Source organism: Xenorhabdus poinarii G6 (assembly GCF_000968175.1).
Taxonomy (GTDB): domain Bacteria; phylum Pseudomonadota; class Gammaproteobacteria; order Enterobacterales; family Enterobacteriaceae; genus Xenorhabdus; species Xenorhabdus poinarii.
This window is the reverse complement of the sequence record NZ_FO704551.1, coordinates 2,464,825-2,488,409: the sequence shown is the minus strand read 5'-3', so window position 1 is coordinate 2,488,409 and position 23,585 is coordinate 2,464,825. Positions and strand designations below refer to the sequence as shown.

Sequence of the window (23,585 nt, the reverse complement as noted above, 5' to 3'; positions counted from 1 at the left end):
CCTTGGGGGCCCTTGTTTGTCTGGAGAAAAAGTGGTGAAGGTAAGGTTCTCTGATTCGTTATTAGCAGATATCTTAGAAGAAGTACGCCCTTTGATTGGTCAAGGAAAAGTAGCAGATTATATTCCTGCTTTGGCAGAAGTACCGGCCAATCATCTGGCGATGGCCATTTGTACGGTAGACGGGCAGGTATTTAAAGCAGGGGATGCAGAAACACGCTTTTCGATTCAATCGATCTCTAAGGTGTTGAGCTTAACATTAGCGATGACACGTTATAAGGAAGAGGATATCTGGCAACGAGTGGGTACGGAACCTTCAGGGCAGCCGTTTAACTCATTAGTGCAGTTGGAATTAGAAAAAGGCATCCCGCGTAATCCTTTTATTAATGCAGGCGCCTTGATTATTTGCGATATGCTGCAATCACGTTTGAGCGCACCTAAGCATCGAATGCTTGAATTTGTTCGTAGCCTGACTGAGCAAAAAGACATTTGTTATGATGATATCGTTGCCCGCTCAGAGATGGATCATTCTAGTCGTAATGCGGCGATCGCCTACCTGATGAAATCATTCGGTAATTTTGAAAATGATGTGATTACAGTGTTGCAAGCGTATTTTCAATATTGTGCGTTGAAAATGAATTGTGTTGAATTGGCTCAGTGTTTTATTTACTTAGCCAACCAAGGGAGAATGATCGGTTCTGGCCAGCAAATTTTGAGTCTTCGACAAACCCGTCAAATTAATGCGCTTATGTTGACGTGTGGCATGTATGATGGCTCTGGCGAATTTGCGTTCAGAATTGGTATGCCGGGAAAATCGGGCGTTGGTGGTGGCATTATTTGTGTTGTTCCAGGAGAGTTCACAGCGACGGTGTGGTCTCCTGAGTTAGATCAATCGGGTAACTCATTAGCGGGCTGTGCGGCATTGGAAAAATTGGCCGGGCGCATTGGGCGTTCTATTTTTTGATCTTGCCCGTGCTGATGAGAAACGATTACACAAAAGAAACAGGCAAAAAATCAGGAGAATGTATGTTCCGCAAAATGACCCTTGCTGCATCATTATTATTTGCGTTTCAGGCGCAGGCAAGTTCTGGATGTCATGTCACGCTGAAAGATGATCTTATTGTCACGCCAAATTCTGTCCAGATTGTAGGGGGGAGCGGCAATTTAAAAATATTGCCCGATGGTATCATAACTCGTGATGGTAAAACGTTATCGTTGACTACAGAACAGCGTAATATGGCTCGGCAGTATCAACAAACGATCCGTCAGGATTTGCCCTGGGTGAAGAAAGAGGCATTGAGTCATTTGGCCAATGCACGTCAGTCGTTAGATAAAGTGGTTGTCGAAACCATGGGTAAAGAAAGTCATATTCGTAGCCGTTTGTCTCAACTGGAATCGAGTCTTCATCAGCAAATTGACAAAGTGATTGAAACGCGTGTTACTGGTTTTACGTTCAATGCTCAGGCTGTCAAACAAGTCGAACCCGAAGGCAAAAAACTTATTGAGCAGACCCTTGGCGGTATTTTGCAAGATAGTATTAACGAAATGAGTCGTAAAAATAGCAATCAAAATGGTGACGGCAAACAGATGCTAATGTCTCTTCTCGGTGGATTGGGTGGAATGCAAAATGGTTTTGAGGCTGAATGGAAAAAGCAGGAAAAAGCGCTGAAGCACTTAAAAGAAGAAGTGTGTAACAAAGCCAGTAATTTAGAACAACAACGCATTAACCTGATGCGTTCTATTCAGTAAAATACCCTGCCGAGATAAATAAGAATCAATATGAAATTGATTCTTATTTTGTTGACATATTAATGTTGCCATCTAGAATGCAAGCCACTTATTTCTTAATAGGCTCATTTAGGTGTAACAATGAAAAAAATCCTGCCAATTGTTATTGCATCATTACTTTCGGTTACCAGTTACTCGGCATTAAGTCAATCATCCGAATTAGTTGCACCGAATGCCATAACAGCTCAGTCTAGTGATTATATCACAGTAAAACATTTTTCCGGCGAAACTCAGGTCAAAAAGAATCCACAGCGGGTTGTTCTGTTCGATTTCGGCACTTACGATTCGATGGCAAAACTCGGGCTATCCGATCGCGTGATTGCATTACCTATCAGTAACTTACCGGAATATCTGCGTCATAACGTGTCTGTGAGTATGCTCGATGCTGGGGGAATGAAAACGCCAAATTTGGAAAAATTAGCTGAAATAAAACCAGATTTGATTGTTATTACCGGACGTCAGGGCGCTTCTTATGATCATTTGTCAAAAATTGCACCTACTGTGAATTTCAGCACAGACAGTAAAAATTATCTTTCATCCGTTGAGAGTAATCTCACATTATTAGGTGAGATATTTAATAAGCAGGATGATGTTAAAACGCAATCGGCTGATTTAGAAAAAGCGATTTTATCCGCTCAGGAAAAAGCGCAGGCAGCGAATAGCAAGGTATTAGTATTATTACACAATGCAGGTGAACTCTATCCGAATAACCAGGCGATTGTTTATCATGTTATTAAAGCCCCTCGTGCTGTATTACCCGCCAAATCGGATAAAGATAAAAGCCGCTCTGTGACAGCAGAAATGATTGCGCAAGCAAATCCTGATGTGATTTTTATTATCGACCGTAGTGAGGCCATTGGGGCAGGTAAGTTGGAAAAAGATAAGTTTGAAAATGATCAAATCAAATTAACTAATGCCTATAAAAATGGGAAGATAGTGTACTTACAATCTGATCTTTGGTACTTGTCCGGTGGCGGTTTGGACAGTATGACGCGACAAGTTAATGCAATTGCTGAGGCATTGTGATTTTTTAGATTACTATCTGTTTTTCCTGCGCTTATCCCGAAATTTGCATAGTTGAATTTCGGGATAATTCTATTATTAGGCATAAAAAAATATAAAAAATCATTAAAACTATTCTCACTGGAATGGTAGAGAACTCAATTTCTTGTGAGGGTAATAAAATACCAATATATCTCATCAAAATATCTTTGCAGCTGACTTATTGTTCCTAAATTGAAACAATCAGGCAAAATTGTGATCGGGTCTTGCAGCAGAAAAAAACTGCGTTAGGATATTTTAAAACGCATCAGTGGGGGCTCAAGCATGATTATTCGTTCAACGGCATTTAAGAATAATGACTTCTTGAAAAAAGAGAATGAATTTAATGAATTTGGTGGTCGTGGTGATAACCGTTCTCCCGAACTTGCCTGGACAGAAGCACCCGGTGAAACCAAAAGTTTCGCGATAACGGTCTATGATCCTGATGCACCGACAGGCAGTGGCTTCTGGCACTGGGTCGCTTTTGATATCCCGATTGAAACCCCATGTTTATTTGCAAATGCAGGGCGAAGCGATGGTAGTCAATTACCTATCGGAACGATTCAGAGCAGAAATGACTATGGCCTGTTTGGTTATGGTGGCCCTTGTCCACCGGAGGGGGATAAAGCGCATCGCTATATTTTCACTGTACATGCTTTATCGGTAGAAAAACTGGGTATTGATGCAGAAGTAACGAATGCTGTGGCTCGTTTTTATATCCAGGCTAATACCTTGGCAACCGCGTTTATCACTGGTTATTACCAACGTTAATTGATGAATAATTCTTCCGTTTCTAGTAAAGGTATCAATATGAGCAGCAAAAAAATTCAATGGAATAATGGGTTACAGCCGGAAGCGGTAGAGATCCTCTCTCATGACGGAGGAATGATAGTTTGCCCAACCAAAGTAGGCTACATTATCATGACATCTGATGCGCAAGGTCTGGAGCGCAAGTTTGAAGCGAAACAGCGCAATCGTAACAAACCCGGTGTTGTTTTATGTGGATCTTTGGAACAGTTGAAAGAGCTGGCTCAGCTTAATGCGGAAATTGAAGCGCTTTATCAAAGGCATTGGGATCAGGATGTATTGTTAGGGTGTATTCTGCCGTGGAAAGAAGAAGCCGTTGCCCGTATCCCGGATGATGGTTCTAAAGAACTGATGATGGATCAACGTGGTACGAGCTGTTTTGTGATTAAATTTGGTAAACCTGGCGAAATCCTGGCAAAAGAACTTTGGGAAAAATATGGCAAGTTTTCTTTTGCCAGCTCCGCGAATCCATCGGGTAAGGGGAATCGGGGATTGGTTGAATGTATCGGTGACCGGATAGAGGCGCGGGCGGATCTGATTATCTCGGCTAATGACTATGTGAAATCTATCCAGCCAAACGAAACCGAGCAAACCCGCTATGAGCAAGGTGTGATGGTTTCAATGGTAGATGAAAATGGCAAATTAATTCCGCTGCAACAAGGTCAACGTGATATCACGCCATGTCCGGTACTTATCCGTAAGGGATTGGAAGTCAACAAAATTATGGCGATGATGTCTGACATTTTCACCACGTGGGATTACCGTCACGGTAATTACTATTAACCAATAATCGTTATGATTGGTGAGCGATCTGGCGGGTACGGTTGTACTGCATGAATTGTACCCGCATATTATTGTGGTTATGTTTTTTATTCACCTGCCCGTTTTCCACTCTCTAACGCGTGTTTTAGCTTGCGTTGCAACGAATTTGCAAACTGTTGGACGCGCGAAGACAGTGTATTTTCTGATTTAAACAGTATCCAAGCCTGATAAATATCCATCTTCCACTCCGGGAGAAGGCGAACTAATTTTCCTTCTGCCACCGCTTCATGCGTCACATAATCGGGTAAATAGGCAATGCCAGCGCCGGTCAGAGCAGAACGCATTAACGCCACACTGTTATTGATGCGAAACCGACTGCGCACTTCAATATCCAGTTTATTTCTTTCTTTACGGAATGGCAGGGAGAGAGTATGTGCCGGGCCACGAAATAGCAGGTAATCGTAGCGGGGGAGATCTTCGGGCTTCTTGATTGGTGAGAACTGATTTAGGTAATCCGGTGTTGCATAAAGCCCCCAGGTAATATCAATCAACGGCATGACAAGGGGATATGGTGGCGCCTCCCGTCCGATGATGATTGCGATATCGCATTGATCTTCTATCATATTTATCGTTCTGTCAGTCAGTTCCAAATCGACGCTGATATGAATGTTGCTGGCAATAAAGCTATTCAGGGCGGGAACAATACATTGACTGCCAAAAGAGACCGGCGCAATTAAACGTAAACTTCCCATCGGTTCTTCATGGAAACTACGGATAAAATGTTCAGCATTTTGAGCCTCGGTAAGAAGCCGGTGGCAATATTGGTAATAACTCATCCCGACTTCTGTCACTTGAATTTTGCGTGTAGTCCGGTTGAGCAATTGGGTGCCGAGTCTCACTTCCAATTGGGCAATTTCCCGGCTGACAGAAGACTTGGAAAGCCTTAGCAATTTTGCCGCTTCGGTAAAACTCAACGTCTCTACGACCCGGGCAAAGACCACCATTGAGGTAAGGTTCTCAATATTATTCATGCAATAACCTGATGATTTACGCGTAGGAATTGCCTTATAACATATCACATATCTGATTGCGGGACGCCTATCTTCCTGTTCGTGATAGAAGATGAGGGGAATAGGTTATACAGCAAATTCACGCCCGATTTACAGGGCAAGAATTTCCCATTTAGTGAACAACTGTTCCATACTGGAAACAGTGCGAAATTCCCTACATTATCCCTACATTAAGGCGTAGTAATCTTGTTAGGATGACAATCTGTTAAGTCTGTTTCAATCTTTTGGAGGGCCATGTGAGATGAGCCAAACTATGACACAAAAAATTCTTGCGCGGGCAAGTGGGCGTGAACAAGTCACTCCGGGTGAAGTGGTTTGGGCAAAAGTGGATATTCTGATGTCTCACGATCCTTGCACGCCGGGTGTTGCCAGCGTCTTTAAAAAAGAATTCGGGCAAGATGCAAAGATATGGGATCCAGAACGTTTTATTTTAATCCCAGACCATTTTGTTTATTCGGCTGACCCACAAGCTAATCAGAACATTCGGGTCATGCGTGAATTTGCGGCCGAACAGAACATCAAATATTTTTACGATGTCGGGACACCAGATTATAAAGGTGTATGCCACATCGGGCTTGCAGAGGGCGGGCATATCCGTCCCGGTGAAGTATTATTAGGGACTGACTCGCATACTGTGACGGCGGGGGCTTTTGGCGCGTTCGCGATTGGATTGGGTATTACTGATGCCGCTTATGCGCTTGGGACAGGCGAAATTCCGCTTAAGGTGCCGACGACCATTCGGGTCAATTTTACCGGCACAAAACCGGCTCATGTTTTGGCCAAGGACATGATTTTAGCTGTATTGTCAGAATTAACCGTTGATGGTGCGACCTATCAGGCCATTGAATTTGGCGGCAATGTGATTGATGAATTATCGGTAGAAGAACGCATGACGATCTGCAATATGGTTGTAGAGTGTGGTGCTAAAAACGGTGTGATGGTGCCTAATCAGGCGACTTTAGATTATTTAGCCGAACGGAATCATCTTCCTTTCGACATTGTCTATCCTGACGAAGATGCACAGTATAGCCGGGTGTTAGATATTGATGTTTCTACCATGCAACCTAAAATTGCCAAACCCCATTCTCCAGATAATGTTGTGTCTATTGAACAACTGGCCAACGTCGCCATTTCTCAGGCATATATTGGCTCCTGTACGGGGGGCAAGCTGGAGGATTTTGTGGCGGCAGCCCGTATTATCAAAGGGCATAAAGTTACCATTCCGACTTATGCCGTCCCGGCAACAAAAGAAGTTTTTCATAAAACGATTACAACCCAGATTGATGGCATTTCTGTCTACCAAATTTTAAGTGATGCAGGGGTGAAACTCTCCTCTGAATCAGGATGTGCCGCCTGTTGTGGTGGCCCGCCGGATACGTTTGGACGCGTCAATGATCCAATATCGGTGATATCCACAACGAACCGTAACTTTGTTGGCCGAATGGGGCATAAACGCGCCAATATTTATCTGGCTTCCCCTTATTCTGTTGCTGCCGCTGCGATCACGGGTCAAATAACCAATCCTGAGGAATTTTTATGAGTGAGTTAACGGAAAATATTATTCGAGGTGAGGTTTATGTATTAACCGATAATATTGATACTGACCAGATTCTTTCGGCCGAGTATCTCAAGGTGAATCCTTCCACCCCTGAAGGATATGCTCAACTGGCTTCACTGGCGATGTGTGGATTACCGGAAGGCTCACTCCCTTTTATTGATGAAAATGCGGGAAAAGCCAAATATTCAATTATTGTGGCAGGTCAGAATTTTGGCTGTGGATCTTCGCGTGAACATGCAGTTGCGGCATTAGGGGCTTCCGGGGTGAAAGTTATTCTTGCTCAGTCCTATGCCCGCATATTCTTTCGGAATTGTGTATCCACCGGAGAGTTATTGCCCATTGCAGCACAGGAGCGCTTATGTGACCAATTAGTGACGGGGGACAGTATTGAGATTGATATTGAAAATCGAACCGTTGTCTTACTGGAAAAAGGGAAAAAATATCGAACTGATCCTATTGGTGAACTGGCTAATATTGTCTCTGCTGGCGGGCTATTTTCTTATGCTCGTGCGACAGGAAGAATCAAATGATATTGGGGATAGCCATTTTTTCTTAAAAATGGGCGTTAACCACCTGAATTTTGGGGATGGATATCATCAGCCCGATCGTTAAAAACTGCACCTTTTCATTTTCAGGTGCAGTTTGTTTTTGTGCACTTATTCCGTTAAAGAAAGAGTTCAAGTAAGGAATTCAGGAACAGTTTTCCGTGCTGAGTAATTTGCCAATGTGTTTCATTTTCAGTGAGATAGCCTGCGGCCAGCGCGTTATCTATTTGTGGACGAATGACACTTTCTGGTAACCCGGTGAAATCACTGAAATCCTGACGAGGCATGGATTCCAGCAAACGAAAACGGTTCATGAAAAATTCAAATGGCCGTTCTTCATTATCCACTTGATTTTGCTGATCTAAATAGCGCCCCTGCATATAGCCACGTGGATGCTTGGTTTTTACAGTACGGAGGATACGGCCGTCTTCAAACGAAATTTTGCCATGAGCGCCGCAACCTATCCCCAAATAATCCCCGAAACGCCAATAGTTGAGATTGTGTTGGCATTGATAACCCGGTTTAGCATATGCCGACGTTTCATATTGTTGATAACCTGCCTCTGTCAGTAACTGATGTCCCCGGGAAAAAATATCCCACAACGCATCATCATCCGGTAAAACCGGAGGGCGCGAGCTGAAGCGAGTATTGGGTTCAATTGTCAGTTGATACCAGGACAAATGGGGAGGGGAGAGTGCAATAGCCTGACGTAAATCATTGAGGGCTTCATTGAGTGTTTGGTTAGGCAAGCCATGCATCAGATCCAGATTGAAGCTGCGTAACCCAAGCCCGGCCGCCAATTTTGCTGCTCGCGTGGCCTCTTCTGGACCGTGGATGCGCCCTAAACGGATAAGCTTATCTGAACCGAAACTTTGTACACCGATAGAAATGCGATTAATGCCTGCTTGTTGATAGGCACTAAAACGATCGGCTTCAACAGTGCCCGGATTGGCTTCCATGGTAATTTCTGCTTGTGGAGAGAGCGGGAGTAAATGTCTTACGCCATCGAGCAACCGCTGCATCCCCTCGGCACTTAACAGGCTTGGCGTTCCTCCACCGATAAAAATCGTTGATATCTCACGCTCACCAACCATTGGCCGATCCTCCTGTAAATCTACCAATAAATGGTCAACATACTCTTGGTGCGGCACATCCCCTTTTAAAGCATGTGAATTGAAATCACAGTAAGGGCATTTCTGCACGCACCACGGAATATGAATATAAAGGCTGAGAGGAGGTAACTTAAGCATTACGCATTGCTTCCAACAACATGGCTAATGCTTTTCCTCGATGTGAAACGGCATTTTTCTGCTCACGAGTCAATTCGGCTGCTGTGCAGTGAAATTCCGGGGCAAAAAAAATGGGGTCATAACCGAAACCGCCTTTTCCGGCAGGTTCACGGGTAATTTTGCCTGACCAGCGCCCGTGAAAGACCAACGGAGTAGGATCTTCTGCATGGCGTAAGAAAACCAGTACACAATTGAATTGAGCCTGACGCTGTTCATCGGGGACATCACGCATGGCGTCCAACAACTTTTCCAAATTCGCCTGATCGGAGGCATCGCTGCCTGCATAGCGAGCGGAATAAATGCCGGGAGCCCCCCCTAATGCGTCAACAGATAACCCTGAGTCATCAGCAATCGCAGGTAAACCTGTCATTGCCGAGGCATGGCGAGCTTTGATGATTGCATTTTCGATGAAAGTCAGGCCGGTTTCATCGGCTGAATCAACGCCTAACTCGGTTTGAGACACGATATCCAAACCAAAGTCAGCGAATAAATCAGCCAGTTCACGAACTTTCCCCGCATTTCCTGTAGCGAGAACAACTTTTTGCATTGTCATTTATTTCATTAACCCTATGTATCCAATAACGCTACGTACTTGGCTGAATTTTTTGTGTTTCATTCACTTTACGTATCAACTTCCGATGATCGAAATCAGCCATCCCATCACATCATAACGTAGGGCATTCAGTGCGTAGAGAATCAGGATGACGATCATGGCAGAGAAATCAAGGCCACCCATCGAAGGGATAATGCGACGGATAGGCGCCATGAGTGGCTCTGTCAATTGAATCAGCACATAGTCAACAGGGTTACGTCCTTGGCTAATCCAACTTAATAACGCCCGAGCGATGACTAACCAAAATATGAGCTTGCCGGCAGCCGTCAGTAATTCAATCACCGCAACCAAAAAAATATAACCAGAAGGCATGAGGAATTGCCCTGTGGCAAGCCATAAGGGCAACAAAAATTTGAGAACAACAAGTGGGTAGGCGAGTGCCACAGATGCGGTATCAATGGGACCTATGGCAGGAATGATTCGGCGTAATGGGCGTACCACTGGTTGGGTGATTTTAACGATGAATTGTGCAAATGGATTATAGAAATCACAACGTGCCCACTGCATCCAGACGCGAAGCAGCAAAACGGCAATATATAAATCCAGAACGGTAAAAAAAATGAAGTTTAAGAATTGCATGTAGCAGCCCTGATTAAATTAAGCCAATTGAATTAAAATAATTTTTCCATTTCTTGTGCTCGGCGGATAGCACCTTGCATGGCGCTGGACACAATGTCAGGCAGCCTACCCTCATAAAAAATGCGTAGTGCTTCGGCCGTTGTGCCACCCTTAGATGTTACCTGCTCACGCAGCATAGCAAAAGGAAGATCTTTTTGCGTTTCGGCAAGTTTAGCTGAACCCATCGCAGCTTGCAGAACAAGTTCTCTGGCCGTTTCGCGGTCAAACCCCAAACGTTCCGCTTCTTGCTGCATCGACTCCATGAATAAGAAGAAGTACGCAGGGGCACTGCCAGCAACAGCAATAATATCGTTAATGCCATTTTCATCATTTACCCAGCAAATTTTTCCGACGCCGCTCATTAACGATGCTGCAAATTCGCGATCAGATTGCCCGATATGTTCAGGCGCAAACAACCCGCTGAGTCCTTGCCCGACCAGCGAAGGTGTATTTGGCATAATACGGATGATATTGAGGTTATCTTGCAAGAGCGTGTAAAAACGGGAAATGGGAATGCCTGCCGCAATGGAAAGGACCAGTTTTTGCCTGAAATCGATGTGCGAATGTAATGACGCACAAACTGTTGACATCATCTGTGGCTTAACTGCCAGCACAATAACATCGGCCTCTTGTGCGTAACGAATGTTATCACTTTGGCTGTTAATCGCATATTTTTGAGCCAGGACATCGCGGCGGGAAGTATTTGGAGAACAGACAGTAATACATTCAGCGGGGTAACCTGTTCTGATCAGCCCGGCAATGATGGCATGAGCCATGTTTCCGGCGCCAATAAAGGTGATTTTACGATTTTCCATTAAACAATCTCGCATATTAATCAGTGAATATTCGTTATTGAAGCAGATAATAGTCTACGTTATGCCCTGTACTGACGAGCCCCGAAGATTGCGGTTCCAATCCGAAGTAGCGTAGAACCACTGGTAATCGCGGCTTCCATATCTGCGGTCATTCCCATTGACAATGTATCAACTTGGGGATACTGCTTTTTCAATTCGATAAAAGCCTGTTCCATTTGGCGAAAAACGGTTATTTGGCCTTCAATATGATTTTCTGGCGCCGGGATGGCCATCAATCCACGTAAGGTAAGATGAGGTAATGCATGAATCTTTGCTGCCAATTCAGTTAACTCATCCAATGAAATGCCTGACTTACTCTCTTCCCCGCTGATATTAATTTGGATCAGAATATTGAGAGGTTGTTTATGTTCAGGTCGTTGTTCACTTAAACGCTGAGCGATTTTCAATCTGTCTACGGTATGACACCAGTCGAAATTTTCTGCAACTAGGCGACTCTTATTAGATTGTAATGGGCCAATAAAGTGCCACACTAAATCGTTACGGTTATTAAAGTGTTGAATCTTCTCAACCCCTTCCTGAACATAATTCTCACCAAATTCCCGCTGTCCATTCGCGATGGCCTCTGCGATGGCATTCACAGGTTTGGTTTTACTCACTGCAAGCAAGGTAATTTCTTCTGGAGCACGTCCGCATTTTTGCGCTGCAAGGGTGATGCGGTTCCTGACATCGTGAAGATTTTGTTCGATATTGTTCATAGTTGGCTCAGGAGATAAAAAAATGAATATGGAAAAATGGGTGTCCCTTAGTGTAAAGCATAATGCTTCCGATCTGCATCTTTGTGTCGGGCAATTTCCGGTTTTGCGGATTAATGGTGAGTTATACCCACAAAGACAATTGGAGGAAATTCAAGCCAGCACCTTGTTTGCATGGAGCGAGGAAATATTATCGGAAGAACAGCAACGGCAGTTACAGCAGCACGGGCATGTTGATTTTGTGCTGGTCATGTCGGATAAACAGCGACTCAGAGGAAATCTGTTCTATCAACAATCTCATTTGTCGTTGGTATTGCGATTGATTGCCGATAAGTGCCCGACATTGGAACAACTCTATGCGCCTGACATCATCCGGCATCTTATTTTGCAGGAGGTGAGCGGATTAATATTAGTGACAGGAGCGACAGGAAGTGGCAAATCTACCACGCTGTCAGCCATGATTAATGTTTTAAATAGTCAGGTTTGTAAACATATTATCACGCTGGAAGATCCCATCGAGTTGGTTCACCAAAGCCGACATTGTTTGATACAGCAAAGGCAGATTGGTAAAGATGCTGCAAATTATCAAACGGCTCTGAAGGGGGCATTGCGGCAAGATCCTGACGTGATTCTATTGGGGGAATTACGGGATAAAGAGACGATTCGGTTGGCACTGACCGCGGCTGAAACAGGGCACTTGGTTTTGTCGACATTGCATACACGTGGCGCGATCCAGGCGGTAGATCGTTTAGTTGATGTTTTTTCCGCAGAAGAAAAAGGTTGGATCTGTAGCCAGTTAGCCGGCAGCTTAAAGGCAGTGATTGCTCAGCAACTGCTCCCAGCTAAAGACGGGGGGAGGGTAGCGATTTATGAAGTATTGATGATCAATCAGGCTGTTAGCCACTTGATAAGAGAAAATAAAACCCATCAAATAGCCTCATTAATGCAAACAGGTGCTGCTTACGGTATGCAGACTTACGAGCAAAGCCGCCAACACCGTCATTTGTTGGGATTGCTGGCAGATGGTGAGTGAACAGCCACACCTAAGGATGGGGATGGCTATCACGAATATTGATTATCAATATTGCTGTTCAAACCAGCTTTCCAGAATAATAACCGCAGAGACGGAATCTACCCTGCCTTTATTCAGCGCCTTGAAACCACCATGATCAAACAGATGAGAACGCGCTTCCACCGTGGTCAACCTTTCATCATGTAGTTCAACCGGTACGCCGAAACGCCCATGTATGCGATTGGCAAATTTACGCGCCTGTGCAGTGACCGGCTGTTCTGTTCCATCCATGTTGAGAGGCAGACCAACAATCACCAGATCCGGTTGCCACTCTTGGAGTAGTTTCTCAATGAGTACCCAATTGGGCGAACCCTCATTGGCTTTGAACGCAGATAAGGCTCTGGCTGTACCTGTAATTTCTTGCCCGATGGCTGCCCCGATACTGTGTGTTCCAAAATCAAAGGCAATGATTGTGCGATTTTTCATCAGGCATGTCCTGCTTGCGAGGCGAGATTGTAAATATTAATTCCCAGTAAAGAAGCCGCTTCATGCCAGCGATTGGCAATGGGGGTATCAAAAATAATAGAAGGTTCAGCACAGACCGTGAGCCAACTGTTTTCCATAATTTCCTTTTCCAACTGGCCAGTTTCCCAGCTTGAATACCCAAGGGTCATTAAAACATTTTTGGGTTGGCGTGTGGTTCCCAGCGCTTCCAGCATATCTTTGGATGTGGTGATCATGGTGTGTTCAGAGATCTGGATACTGGAGCTGAAACCGGATTGAGGCGTATGCAAAATAAAGCCGTGCTCTTCTGAGAGGGGGCCTCCCGCCATCACAGGTTGATCAAGATCGATGGTGTTGTCCCTGTCTTCCGGGGTGATATCTAATTTTTGCAAGATACTTTGGATAGAGACTTGCGCTATTGGCTTATTGATAATTAACCCCATTGCCCCGTTTTGATCATGTTCGCAGAGATAAACTACAGAACGATTGAAATAAGGATCAGAGAGCGAAGGCATGGCAATAAGAAAATGGTGCTGTAGATTCATGTGGTTTCTGATAATTATTTTGACAATGTAAGTATGATTTGGCCCACAGTATGTGGGCTCGTATAATAAATGGCAAATGTTGTCAGGAAAGGAATATCATTTGGCCTTTTCTGCTGCCTGTTTTCCCAATCGTTTTTCGATCGCATCCATCAACATCCCCGTAATGGAAATGTCTGGAAATGCGGCTTCTATCTCACGTACACAGGTTGGGCTGGTGACGTTGATCTCAGTTAAACGATCGCCAATGATATCCAGCCCAACAAAAATTAACCCTTTCTCTTTTAGGGTAGGAGCAACCGCGCGTGCGATTGCCCAATCACTTTCTGATAATGGGCGGGCTTCTCCACGTCCGCCTGCGGCCAGATTACCGCGGGTTTCTCCCTGAGCCGGGATACGGGCAAGACAATAAGGTACAGGCTCGCCATCAACAACCAATACGCGTTTATCTCCCTCTTTGATAGCAGGCAGGAAATTTTGCGCCATACAATAACGGCTACCGTGATCCGTCAGTGTTTCAATGATCACGCCTACATTGGCGTCGTCGTGTTTCAAACGGAAAATAGATGCGCCTCCCATGCCATCCAGGGGTTTAAAAATGACGTCCCCGTGTTTTTGATGGAACTCACGCAAATTTTTCGCATTACGCGTGACGAGCGTATCCGGTGTCCATTCAGGGAACCAGGCTGTAAACAGTTTCTCGTTACAGTCGCGCAGGCTTTGGGGTTTATTAACGATCAGGCTACCTTTGACTTCAGCTCTTTCCAGAATATAGGTCGCATAAATATACTCAGTATCAAAAGGAGGATCTTTGCGCATCAAAATCACTTGCAAAGTATCGAGGGCGATCGTTTGTTCACTGCCAAACTGATACCACTGTTGTGGGTTTTCTTCTACTGTGAGTAAACGTGTGCGTGCACGGGCTTCTCCTTGATGCAGGTAGAGATCCTGCATTTCCATATAATGGATTTCCCACCCGCGTTTTTGGGCTGCCAGCAGCATGGCAAAACTGGTGTCTTTCTTGATGTTGATGGATGAAATGGGATCCATCACTATGCCGAGCTTGATCATTTTTTCTCCTTAACCTAGATCACCGAAACGGACCTGCAATGCGGTAATTGCGGTGAGTGCCGTAGTTTCTGTCCTCAGGATACGAGACCCTAACAGGATATCAGTAAATTGATGTTTTGCCGTCATTTCTATTTCTTCGGCAGACAATCCCCCTTCAGGTCCAATCAACAAGCGCACTTTTTCCACCGGGAGTGGGAGAGTATTGATGCTGTGGCTGGCGCGGGGATGCAGATTTAATTTTAGGCTGTCATCGTCTTCCGCACACCAGGTTTCAAGTGACATGATGGGACGAATTTTAGGGATGCGATTACGCCCGCACTGTTCACAGGCAGAAATGGCAATCTTTTTCCATTGCTGTAATTTTTTTTCTAATCGCTCTGCATCCAGTTTTACACCACAACGTTCGGACACCAGGGGAGTGATCGTATTGACACCCAGTTCAACGGATTTTTGGATGGTAAATTCCATCTTTTCGCCACGGGACATCACTTGCCCCAGATGCAGGTTCAATGGTGATTCATGATCAGAGAATTTGCCTTCAAGGATAGATACTTTGACCCTTTTTTTATTGGCTTCAATGATTTCTGCCTCAAAAACCTGATTGCTGCCATCGAAGAGTTGTAATGCTTGCCCGTGACTCATTCTAAGTACGCGACCAACATGATTGGCTGCATCATCACTCAAATAGATTTCAGTGCCTATTGAGAGCAGCTCAGGGTGGTAGATGCGGGGTATTCGCATATTTCTTCTTTCCTTCTTTTTTCCGGGTTCTTCCGGCATGGCGCAAACAGCCATATGATAACGTTAATTCACAGCCATGATAAATGAGCGTTGTTTGCGTGATCAAGTTATCTCTTAACATCAAAAATAGCTGACCTCTTCTTGCGAACTGGTTCGCATATTTATTTTGTAATGGCTTTTTTAGTTAAAATTTTATTGCCAAGATCCGGAAGGAGAAATTAATATTCATCTTGTCCTGATTGATGTCAGGAAATAAGGAAAGAAAAAGTGACAAGGATGTTATTTATAACGAAATTTGACGCTATTTCAATGAATGTGGATTTTGTAATAATTATATTTTTATGCAGTGCCTTATTGTTATTAATGATTGTTGACATAAAAACATATTGTTTGCCGGACATTATTACGTTGCCTTTATTATGGATTGGGCTTTTATTGAATGTTGATGGTCATTTTGTTTCAATCAGAAGTGCAATATATGGCGCCATATCAGGGTATCTTTTTTTATGGTTTTTATATTGGTTATGTCGATATACTTTAAATAAGGAGGGAATAGGTTATGGTGATCTTAAATTAACTGCAGCCATTGGTGCATGGTTAGGGGTAGAAATGATACCACTATTGATGTTGATGGCCTCATTATCTGGGCTGTTTGGGTTTACGATGATGAGTCTAAAAAGAAAGTCTTTTCCTGAGTTCATTGCATTTGGCCCTTATTTATGCTTGTCGGCAATGGTATTAATCGGGTATAACTTTGCTAAGGAGAATTGGATCAATTGAACCATTTTATTTGATTTAAGGTTATCTGATAAAAATGTATAAAATAACAATGTATGACTTGGTGTTGTTATTAATGTATTATTATTGGGTCTTTTTATTGAGTCGCTGTTATTAATGCGTTGTTATAAAAGTATTGTGATTAAGGTGTTCTGATTAATAGGTTGTGATAATGGGCGTAACTTTCTGCTACGCCCATACTATTTTTAACTTACTGAGGCCATTTCATCTTACCTTTTAATACTTTGGCACTTAACTCAAGGCTGGATTCATCAGCAAGGTCTGGATAGTGTTTCTTCATCGCTGCGATCAATGCGTCAGAATCTTTTGCTTTTGTTAATTCTTTTTCCAGTGTGGTCAGATAATTCTGAGTAAAAGTCACAGAGTCTAACGTCATTGATGAATTTCCTAAATAATGACCTGGAACGATGGTTTCCGGTTTCAGGCTTTTGATGCGATCCAATGTTTGCATCCAGTGTTTGCGTGATTCTTTGGTCTGGGTATCCGCAATCCACACATGGATATTGTCAGAAACAGTCACACCACCGACAACCGCTTTTAGTTCAGGAATCCAGACAAAAGTGCGATCCGCAGCAGGGCCATCTAAACCTTCAACAACCAGTTTCTTGCCATCAACAGTAAAGGAATTTCCTTGTAATGGTGCTGGCACAATGATCTTTTTAGGTGCCTGATCGGCCAGTATTCCCCCCCAATAAGCCAGTTTGCCATCTTTGGTTTCATTGATCGCTTTGATGGTTTCTGGCGATGCGATCACTTTGGCATCAGGGAAAGCGTCGGTGATCGCCTCAAGGCCAAAGTAAAAATCAGGATCGGATTGGCTGATGTAGATCGTTGTCAATTTTTTACCCGTTTGCTGGATCATTTTGACGAGTGCTTGTGCATCATTTTTCTTAAATTGAGCATCGATCAACACAACTTCATGATCACCACTGATAATTTCAGAAGAAACCGGGAAAACACCGTTCTCACCTGGGTTGTAGACGTCTAACTTGAGCGCAGCGGCTTGAGCCAGTGATGCTGCGCCCAAAGAAAGCGCGGCCGCCAGAGCGATTGTTAAGGTTGTTTTGCGAGCCATGTGTCGAATTCCTCTATCAAAATGCTTATGTGCCTGAAGGGTACATATCATAAGTTGCATATTCCGATTTAAAAACCGCATAATCAGCAACTGTTTGTTGCATATATCGAGCTAATTGGATCGAAAAAGAAATAGGTTGGTTAAAATGGATCGGGTCACGGCAGCACAAGTCTTTGTTACGATCGTTGAACAGGGCAGCTTAATTGCAGCGGCAGAACGGTTAGAGATGTCAAGGGCAATGGTATCGCGATATCTGGCTGAGATGGAAAAATGGGCAGGCGTGCGTTTGTTGCATCGTACCACACGTAAAATTGGCCTAACTTCGGCGGGGGAAAACGCTTATCAGCGCAGCCTTAAATTAATGGCGTTAGCAGAAGACATGCCAGTGCAGCAATCGTTGGAAGCTCAAACGTTGAAAGGGTTGTTACGTGTGAGTTGCTCCCAGTCTTTGGCTATCAGTGCGCTGGCGGTGGCTATTCCTGAATTTATGCGGATATACCCACAGATTGCGGTCAATTTGCAAATGAATAATAAAGCGGTCAATTTGGTAGAAGAACGTATTGATTTAGCTATTCGTATTACCAACCACCTGGAACCAAATTTGATCGCCCGTCCGTTATCGACCTGTCATTCCATCGTTTGTGCGGCGCCCTCTTATTTAGCGGGCAAACCGATACCCAAAAAACCGGCGGATTTAACATCACATCACTGTCTGACCTATAACTTTTTCGGGCAAAGTTTATGGGTATTTGAAAAGCAGCATGAACACTATTCAGTTCCTGTCAGCGGGACGTTGAGTTCCAATGAGTCTACGGTATTAATGGAAGCTGCTTTGCAAGGTGCGGGAATTACGATGCAACCTTATTATTCTGTTTCTGCTTATCTGAAGTCAGGGCAGTTGGTTGAATTGCTGCCTGAATATCAACCTCAGGTGATGGGAATCTATGGTATTTATGCCAGTCGCCAGAATATGCCGACGACTTTGCGGGTATTGTTGGATTTTCTGGTGGATTGGTTTGCAACATCACCTTATTGGCAGCGATTAATCGTGAAATGCTGAGAGCAATTTTTCGGGAAATCGGGCAATTTGCTGTTTTAAATGAGTAATGAAAACGTCAACGGGTTCTGAGGAGGGCCGATGTACGGGCCTGATTAAACTTACGGTGAATGGAATATCGATGCTGAATGGGCGAATGCAGATCTCGGAATGATTGTTCAAATAATCCAGCGCCGTTAGTGGGTTGACGATGGACACGCCGATGCCTTCGTGAACCATGGTGCAAATTGAAGCTGAACTGTGTGTTTCCATGACCAGGTTGCGACTGACTTGATGCTCAGTAAAGATAGTATCAATGAGTTGTCTATAACTGTCAGTGATCGACAGACTGATAAATTTTTGGTTGTGAAAATCGACAGGCGTCAGTTGTGATTTTTGACTGAGTGGGTGGTTGGCGGGTAATACACACACTTCATTTAAGGTGATCAAGGTTTCTTGTTCGGTGCCTGCCAGGGGCTGTAAGTGTTCGGTTAAACCAATATCGTAGCGTTGCGCGGAAAGCCATTCTTCCAACAGGGGAGACTCTTGCGGGATGATGGTCAGTTTAGCCTCAGGATAACATTCAATAAAGCTACGACAGGTTTTTGGCAGCAGAGATTGGGAAAACATTGGCAGGCAGGTAATGGATAACTGCGCCTGTTCAAATTGTCGGATGCTATCAGCCGCATTGATTATTCTTTCCAGCCCGTAATAAGAACGTTGAACTTCTTCGAATAGCCGTAATCCTTGCGCGGTAGGAAACAGACGGCCTTTGATGCGATCAAATAATTTAAATTTTAGTAATTGTTCAAGACGAGCAAGTTCACGACTGACTGTGGGCTGAGACGTTTTGAGTAATAATGCCGCATCAGTCAGATTCTTGGTGGTCATTACAGCATGAAAAATTTCTATGTGTCGCCATGAGCAGGATCGCATATGTTAGCCTCGTTACTGACTGATTTCTGCTTTAAGGGATGATTTCGTTATGGATCATCGGTGATGTTGCCAAACCAGAAAAGTATTATGGATAAAAAACAGACACAACGATATCAAAAATGAATGAGCTATGGCTAAAAGGATATTTTTATTCCTGTTTCTTTCAGATCCATAATAAAAAAATCTGCTGATTTTGTGAGACGCTTCAATGGCTACATCGACTTTACCCCATCTCTTGCAAGAATATTTCACCTCTGATAATCGGTTTCATTTACCGGCTCAGTATGGAACACCGTTATGGATTTATGATGGCGATAGCATCATCAGACAAATCAAAAAACTAAAACAGTTTGATGTTATTCGATTTGCCCAGAAAGCGTGTTCGAATACCCACATTTTACGCTTGATAAGAGCACAGGGCGTGAAAGTGGACGCGGTATCTTTAGGTGAGATAGAACGGGCACTGTATTCAGGTTTTAAGCCCGGTCGCGCCGAATCGGAAATTGTGTTCACTGCCGATTTGATTGATGAAGCAACATTGTTGCGTGTTATTGAGCTGGATATTCCGGTCAATGTGGGTTCTATTGACATGCTGGCGCAAATTGGTGAACGTCAGTCCGGCCATCCGGTCTGGTTACGCATTAATCCCGGATTTGGGCATGGTCATAGCCAAAAGACGAATACGGGCGGCGAAAATAGCAAACATGGGATCTGGTTTGAGGATCTTCCTCTGGCAATTGAAAAAATTCATCAATATGGCCTGAAATTAGTGGGATTGCATATGCACATTGGTTCAGGTGTGGATTATCAGCATCTCTCCCATGTCTGTCATGCTATGGTGGAGCAGGTTGTGCTGTGTGGGGAAGATATTCAGGCCATTTCAGCAGGCGGTGGGTTATCCATTCCCTATCAAATGGGGGAAGAGTCAGTAGATACCGCACATTATTACAGTTTATGGCATGAGGCGCGTCAGCGTATTGAGCAACATGTGGGGCATCACGTGGAGCTGGAAATTGAACCCGGTCGTTTTCTGGTTGCTGAATCGGGTATCTTGATGGCAGAAGTACGGGCGGTGAAATCGATGGGGAATCGGCAGTATGTGCTGGTAGATGCGGGTTTCAATGATTTAATGCGCCCGGCAATGTATGGCAGTTATCACCATATTTCGGTGTTACCAACAAGTGGCCACAAAGACAGCGAACGTCATGAAAATTTACAGCAAACCCGTTTGCAAGCCGCTCCCTTAGTGGAAACGATTGTTGCAGGGCCATTATGCGAGTCTGGCGATGTCTTTACCCAGCTAGAAGGAGGGGAGGTTGCACCACGTTGGCTGCCACCTGATGTTCGAGTTGGTGATTACCTGATTTTTCACGATACAGGCGCTTATGGTGCATCGATGTCTTCAAATTATAATAGTCGCCCTTTGATCCCTGAAGTTTTGTTTATTGAGGGGGAAAGTCGTTTGATTCGGCGTCGTCAGACAATAGAAGAATTGTTAGCGCTGGAATCCATTTAAAATAAAATACGGGGACATCACGTTCCCCGTATTTTTTCATGCCTGAGCTTAATCCATGCGTGAGAACAGCGTCAGGCGGCTTGAGTTTTACGCTGGCTTTCAGGTCGTTTTGCTGAGTTTGGAATAAATGCGTCCGGCTCAAATTCATCAACATTGATTGAGCGCAGCCGACTGTTTTCAGCACGTTTCAGGATATCGGCTTCTTCCTGAGTGATTCGGCGCTCTGCCAGTGCTTGTTCCGCTAATTTATCCAAGCGCGTGAAGCTCAGGTTTTTAGCGGCTTCGCGGCTTAAACGGGCATGGATTGGCTCGGCTGCAATAATATCGTGCAAGGCTTCTTCCAGTAATCCGTGCGGATTGTGTTCGCTTGGGATCAGATATTGCCCTCGTCCAATCCGGCTACGGGTAGCGGAAGGTGTCTGTAATAGCTGAGCCAGTTTGTGATCCAATTTATCAGATGGGGCGGTATGTGCACGGCCTAACGGGAAGATAATGACACGCATTAAACCGGCGACCAAACGGTTAGGGAAATTGCGCAACAAATCATTTATCGCTTGCTCGGCCTGATGCAGACTATCTTCGATGCCCCATTGTACTAAAGGTAAATCTTCTTTCTGACGTCCTTCATCTTCATAACGCTTCAACGTAGCAGAAGCCAGGAAGATTTGACTCAGGATATCCCCCAGACGGGCAGAAATACGTTCACGGCGTTTCAGGCTGCCGCCCAATACGCCCATTGAAACATCAGAGAGCAGGGCAAGGTTAGCACTCAGGCGATTGATCTGCTGGTAATAACGGCGGGTCGCGTCATTGACGGGTGCGCCGCTGGTTCTGCCTTTGGTAATACCAAGCCACAAGCTGCGCAGGGTGTTGCTGGCAACATGACCTAAGTGACCGAACAATGCTTTGTCAAAGGCTTTCACATTGTTGTTTTCTGCGGCCGCGATTTCAGCCAAGACATAAGGATGGCAGCGGATAGCACCCTGACCAAAGATGATCATGCTACGCGTCAAAATATTTGCACCCTCAACGGTAATGGCAATGGGGGCACCCTGGTAGCCACGGGCAAGGAAGTTAGATGGGCCAAGACAGATACCTTTCCCGCCAGCGATATCCATGGCATCAATGATGGAACGTTGCCCCCGGTGCGTACAGTGATATTTCACAATGGCAGACAAAACAGCCGGTTTTTCCCCCAACATGATACCACCGGTAATCATGGTTGCGGCGGCATCCATCAGGTAAGCGTTACCAGCGATACGCGCTAAGGGTTCTTCAATACCTTCCATTTTACCGATAGGCAGTTTGAATTGACGGCGGATATAGGAGTAAGCACCGATTGACATCGCTGCACTTTTTAATCCTCCCGTTGCGTTGGATGGCAGAGTAATGCCGCGACCAACCGACAGACATTCAACCAGCATACGCCAGCCCTGACCCGCCATTTGCGGCCCACCAATGATGTAATCGATAGGAACAAAAATATCTTTACCACGGGTCGGTCCATTCTGGAATGGGATATTCAGGGGGAAATGGCGGCGACCAATTTCAACCCCTGGCGTATTCGTTGGGATCAACGCACAGGTAATGCCCAGTGATTCAGTGTCACCAAGCAGATGGTCTGGGTCATAGAGTTTAAACGCTAACCCCAGTACGGTAGAAATAGGGGCAAGCGTAATGTAACGTTTATTCCAATTCAAGCGCATACCGAGCACTTGTTCACCTTCCCATTCCCCCATGCAGACAACCCCGCTATCAGGGATAGCGCCGGCATCTGAACCGGCTTCCGGGCTGGTCAGGGCAAAGCAAGGTATTTCTTCACCACGGGCAAGGCCAGGCAAGTAACGTTTTTTCTGTTCATCAGTGCCATAGTGTTGCAGTAATTCACCTGGTCCTAAGGAGTTAGGTACACCGACCGTAATGGCTAGAATACCGGATACACCGGCCAGTTTTTGCAGTACCTGAGATTGAGCGTAAGCGGAAAATTCCAGACCACCGTATTCTTTTTTGATGATCATGGCAAAGAAGCGGTTTTCTTTCAGATAAGCCCAAAGTTCAGGGGGTAAGTCAGCCAATTCATGCGAGATTTGGAAATCATTTGCCATACGGCAAGCTTCTTCTACCGGCCCATCAATAAAGGCTTGTTCTTCAGCAGTTAACTGCGGTTTTGGATAGTTATGCAGTTTTTGCCAGTCAGGGTTACCACGGAACAAGTCACCTTCCCACCAGGTGGTCCCTGCATTAATCGCCTCTTTTTCTGTCGTGGACATATTTGGCATCACTTTACGGAAGGCGTTTAAACCCGGTGCAGAAAATAAAGAGATACGTATTGGTGTAAAGACAAGAGGAAATAGGACAATGGCTAACGGTAACAACAGCCAGTAGCTCCAAAGACTCGTCATACCCATAACCAGCGTATAGGCAGCAAGCAGCAAGCTACTGACAGTCAGGCTGACTTTGTGGTAACAAAGCCCGCCGATCAAGACTAAAAATAAAATAATGCTGAGAGCGGTCATAGTAAAACTCCTGTAAATCTCGGGTTGAGTTGTCAGAGGTCTGACCTGTTACGGTGTCCTTCCTTTTTAGATGAGGAAAACGTATTTATCAATACGTTTACATCTTAATTACAATCTAGCTCACAAAGTCATTTTCGTTTTATCTGTGAATTTTACTGAAGTGCGATGATATCTTCTTTAAGG

General features: G+C 44.6%; 24 protein-coding genes. 11 read left to right on the top strand and 13 right to left on the bottom strand.

Annotated features, from left to right (window positions below):
- The first annotated feature begins 34 nt into the window (after positions 1 to 34).
- The 5 genes from glsB (at position 35) to XPG1_RS11460 (ending at position 4,416) form a co-directional block, all read left to right on the top strand.
- Positions 35 to 961 carry a glutaminase B gene (glsB, locus tag XPG1_RS11480; protein WP_436286830.1) on the top strand — a complete coding sequence of 309 codons (927 nt, stop codon included), beginning with the start codon at positions 35 to 37 and terminating at the stop codon, positions 959 to 961.
- A gap of 62 nt (positions 962 to 1,023) precedes the next feature.
- The gene (locus XPG1_RS11475) at positions 1,024 to 1,746 is read left to right on the top strand and encodes a DUF2884 family protein (RefSeq protein WP_045959194.1); all 723 of its coding nucleotides are present in this window, start codon (positions 1,024 to 1,026) and stop codon (positions 1,744 to 1,746) included.
- A 120-nt stretch (positions 1,747 to 1,866) separates the two neighbouring features.
- A complete protein-coding gene (locus XPG1_RS11470; protein WP_045959193.1) occupies positions 1,867 to 2,811 on the top strand; it encodes a siderophore ABC transporter substrate-binding protein in 945 nt (314 codons plus the stop codon).
- 300 nt (positions 2,812 to 3,111) lie between these two features.
- Entirely contained in the window at positions 3,112 to 3,597 is a 486-nt protein-coding gene (locus XPG1_RS11465) for a YbhB/YbcL family Raf kinase inhibitor-like protein (RefSeq protein WP_045959192.1), read from the top strand.
- Positions 3,598 to 3,636: 39 nt separating this feature from the next.
- The gene (locus XPG1_RS11460) at positions 3,637 to 4,416 is read left to right on the top strand and encodes an L-threonylcarbamoyladenylate synthase (RefSeq protein ID WP_045959191.1); all 780 of its coding nucleotides are present in this window, start codon (positions 3,637 to 3,639) and stop codon (positions 4,414 to 4,416) included.
- Positions 4,417 to 4,502: 86 nt separating this feature from the next.
- Here XPG1_RS11460 and XPG1_RS11455 read toward each other — a convergent pair whose 3' ends face one another.
- Complete coding sequence (locus XPG1_RS11455) at positions 4,503 to 5,426, bottom strand: LysR family transcriptional regulator (RefSeq protein WP_045959190.1); 924 nt, start codon at positions 5,424 to 5,426, stop codon at positions 4,503 to 4,505.
- Positions 5,427 to 5,706: 280 nt separating this feature from the next.
- Here XPG1_RS11455 and XPG1_RS11450 point away from each other — a divergent pair, with 280 nt between their 5' ends.
- The gene (locus tag XPG1_RS11450) at positions 5,707 to 7,005 is read left to right on the top strand and encodes a 3-isopropylmalate dehydratase large subunit (protein ID WP_045959189.1); all 1,299 of its coding nucleotides are present in this window, start codon (positions 5,707 to 5,709) and stop codon (positions 7,003 to 7,005) included.
- The gene (locus tag XPG1_RS11445; protein ID WP_045959188.1) at positions 7,002 to 7,553 is read left to right on the top strand and encodes a LeuD/DmdB family oxidoreductase small subunit; all 552 of its coding nucleotides are present in this window, start codon (positions 7,002 to 7,004) and stop codon (positions 7,551 to 7,553) included. The genes XPG1_RS11450 and XPG1_RS11445 overlap by 4 nt, the downstream gene beginning before the upstream one ends.
- A gap of 134 nt (positions 7,554 to 7,687) precedes the next feature.
- On the opposite strand, the gene hemW is transcribed toward XPG1_RS11445, so the two are convergent.
- The 5 genes from hemW to XPG1_RS11420 all read right to left on the bottom strand — a co-directional run bounded on the left by hemW (position 7,688) and on the right by XPG1_RS11420 (position 11,658).
- Positions 7,688 to 8,818, bottom strand: coding sequence for a radical SAM family heme chaperone HemW (hemW, locus tag XPG1_RS11440; RefSeq protein WP_045959187.1), 1,131 nt, complete (start codon positions 8,816 to 8,818; stop codon positions 7,688 to 7,690).
- The gene (locus XPG1_RS11435; protein ID WP_045959186.1) at positions 8,811 to 9,404 is read right to left on the bottom strand and encodes an XTP/dITP diphosphatase; all 594 of its coding nucleotides are present in this window, start codon (positions 9,402 to 9,404) and stop codon (positions 8,811 to 8,813) included. Before XPG1_RS11435 ends, hemW begins: the two co-directional genes overlap by 8 nt.
- A gap of 81 nt (positions 9,405 to 9,485) precedes the next feature.
- Positions 9,486 to 10,049, bottom strand: a complete 564-nt coding sequence (locus XPG1_RS11430) for a YggT family protein (protein WP_045959185.1) — start codon at positions 10,047 to 10,049, stop codon at positions 9,486 to 9,488.
- Positions 10,050 to 10,081: 32 nt separating this feature from the next.
- A complete protein-coding gene (gene proC / locus XPG1_RS11425) occupies positions 10,082 to 10,903 on the bottom strand; it encodes a pyrroline-5-carboxylate reductase (protein ID WP_045959184.1) in 822 nt (273 codons plus the stop codon).
- Positions 10,904 to 10,962: 59 nt separating this feature from the next.
- Positions 10,963 to 11,658, bottom strand: coding sequence for a YggS family pyridoxal phosphate-dependent enzyme (locus XPG1_RS11420; protein ID WP_045959183.1), 696 nt, complete (start codon positions 11,656 to 11,658; stop codon positions 10,963 to 10,965).
- A gap of 22 nt (positions 11,659 to 11,680) precedes the next feature.
- Here XPG1_RS11420 and XPG1_RS11415 point away from each other — a divergent pair, with 22 nt between their 5' ends.
- Entirely contained in the window at positions 11,681 to 12,688 is a 1,008-nt protein-coding gene (locus XPG1_RS11415) for a type IV pilus twitching motility protein PilT (protein WP_045959182.1), read from the top strand.
- 45 nt (positions 12,689 to 12,733) lie between these two features.
- On the opposite strand, the gene ruvX is transcribed toward XPG1_RS11415, so the two are convergent.
- The 4 genes from ruvX to rsmE form a co-directional block, all read right to left on the bottom strand.
- On the bottom strand, positions 12,734 to 13,153 hold the full coding sequence (gene ruvX / locus XPG1_RS11410; RefSeq protein WP_045959181.1) for a Holliday junction resolvase RuvX: 420 nt from the start codon (positions 13,151 to 13,153) through the stop codon (positions 12,734 to 12,736).
- A complete protein-coding gene (locus XPG1_RS11405) occupies positions 13,153 to 13,716 on the bottom strand; it encodes a YqgE/AlgH family protein (RefSeq protein ID WP_045959180.1) in 564 nt (187 codons plus the stop codon). The genes ruvX and XPG1_RS11405 overlap by 1 nt, the downstream gene beginning before the upstream one ends.
- Before the next feature lie 96 nt (positions 13,717 to 13,812).
- Positions 13,813 to 14,784 (bottom strand): glutathione synthase, encoded by a 972-nt coding sequence (gene gshB, locus XPG1_RS11400; protein ID WP_045959179.1) that lies wholly within the window; start codon positions 14,782 to 14,784, stop codon positions 13,813 to 13,815.
- A gap of 9 nt (positions 14,785 to 14,793) precedes the next feature.
- Positions 14,794 to 15,525, bottom strand: a complete 732-nt coding sequence (rsmE, locus tag XPG1_RS11395) for a 16S rRNA (uracil(1498)-N(3))-methyltransferase (RefSeq protein WP_045959178.1) — start codon at positions 15,523 to 15,525, stop codon at positions 14,794 to 14,796.
- Between the two features lie 276 nt (positions 15,526 to 15,801).
- On the opposite strand from rsmE, the gene XPG1_RS11390 reads away from it, so the two are divergent.
- Entirely contained in the window at positions 15,802 to 16,305 is a 504-nt protein-coding gene (locus XPG1_RS11390) for a prepilin peptidase (protein WP_052708299.1), read from the top strand.
- A gap of 208 nt (positions 16,306 to 16,513) precedes the next feature.
- Here the strand turns inward: XPG1_RS11390 and XPG1_RS11385 are convergent, their stop codons facing one another.
- Positions 16,514 to 17,398 carry an MBL fold metallo-hydrolase gene (locus XPG1_RS11385; RefSeq protein WP_045959177.1) on the bottom strand — a complete coding sequence of 295 codons (885 nt, stop codon included), beginning with the start codon at positions 17,396 to 17,398 and terminating at the stop codon, positions 16,514 to 16,516.
- A 145-nt stretch (positions 17,399 to 17,543) separates the two neighbouring features.
- Between XPG1_RS11385 and XPG1_RS11380 the strand changes: the two genes are divergently transcribed.
- Positions 17,544 to 18,458, top strand: coding sequence for a LysR family transcriptional regulator (locus XPG1_RS11380; protein ID WP_045959176.1), 915 nt, complete (start codon positions 17,544 to 17,546; stop codon positions 18,456 to 18,458).
- Here the strand turns inward: XPG1_RS11380 and XPG1_RS11375 are convergent.
- Positions 18,441 to 19,370: a LysR family transcriptional regulator gene (locus XPG1_RS11375; RefSeq protein WP_045959175.1), complete on the bottom strand. Its 930-nt coding sequence runs from the start codon at positions 19,368 to 19,370 to the stop codon at positions 18,441 to 18,443. The genes XPG1_RS11380 and XPG1_RS11375 overlap by 18 nt on opposite strands.
- 208 nt (positions 19,371 to 19,578) lie before the next feature.
- Here XPG1_RS11375 and lysA point away from each other — a divergent pair, with 208 nt between their 5' ends.
- Positions 19,579 to 20,886, top strand: coding sequence for a diaminopimelate decarboxylase (lysA, locus tag XPG1_RS11370; protein ID WP_045959174.1), 1,308 nt, complete (start codon positions 19,579 to 19,581; stop codon positions 20,884 to 20,886).
- A gap of 71 nt (positions 20,887 to 20,957) precedes the next feature.
- Here lysA and fadE read toward each other — a convergent pair whose 3' ends face one another.
- Complete coding sequence (fadE, locus tag XPG1_RS11365; RefSeq protein ID WP_045959173.1) at positions 20,958 to 23,402, bottom strand: acyl-CoA dehydrogenase FadE; 2,445 nt, start codon at positions 23,400 to 23,402, stop codon at positions 20,958 to 20,960.
- Between the last annotated feature and the right edge of the window lie 183 nt (positions 23,403 to 23,585).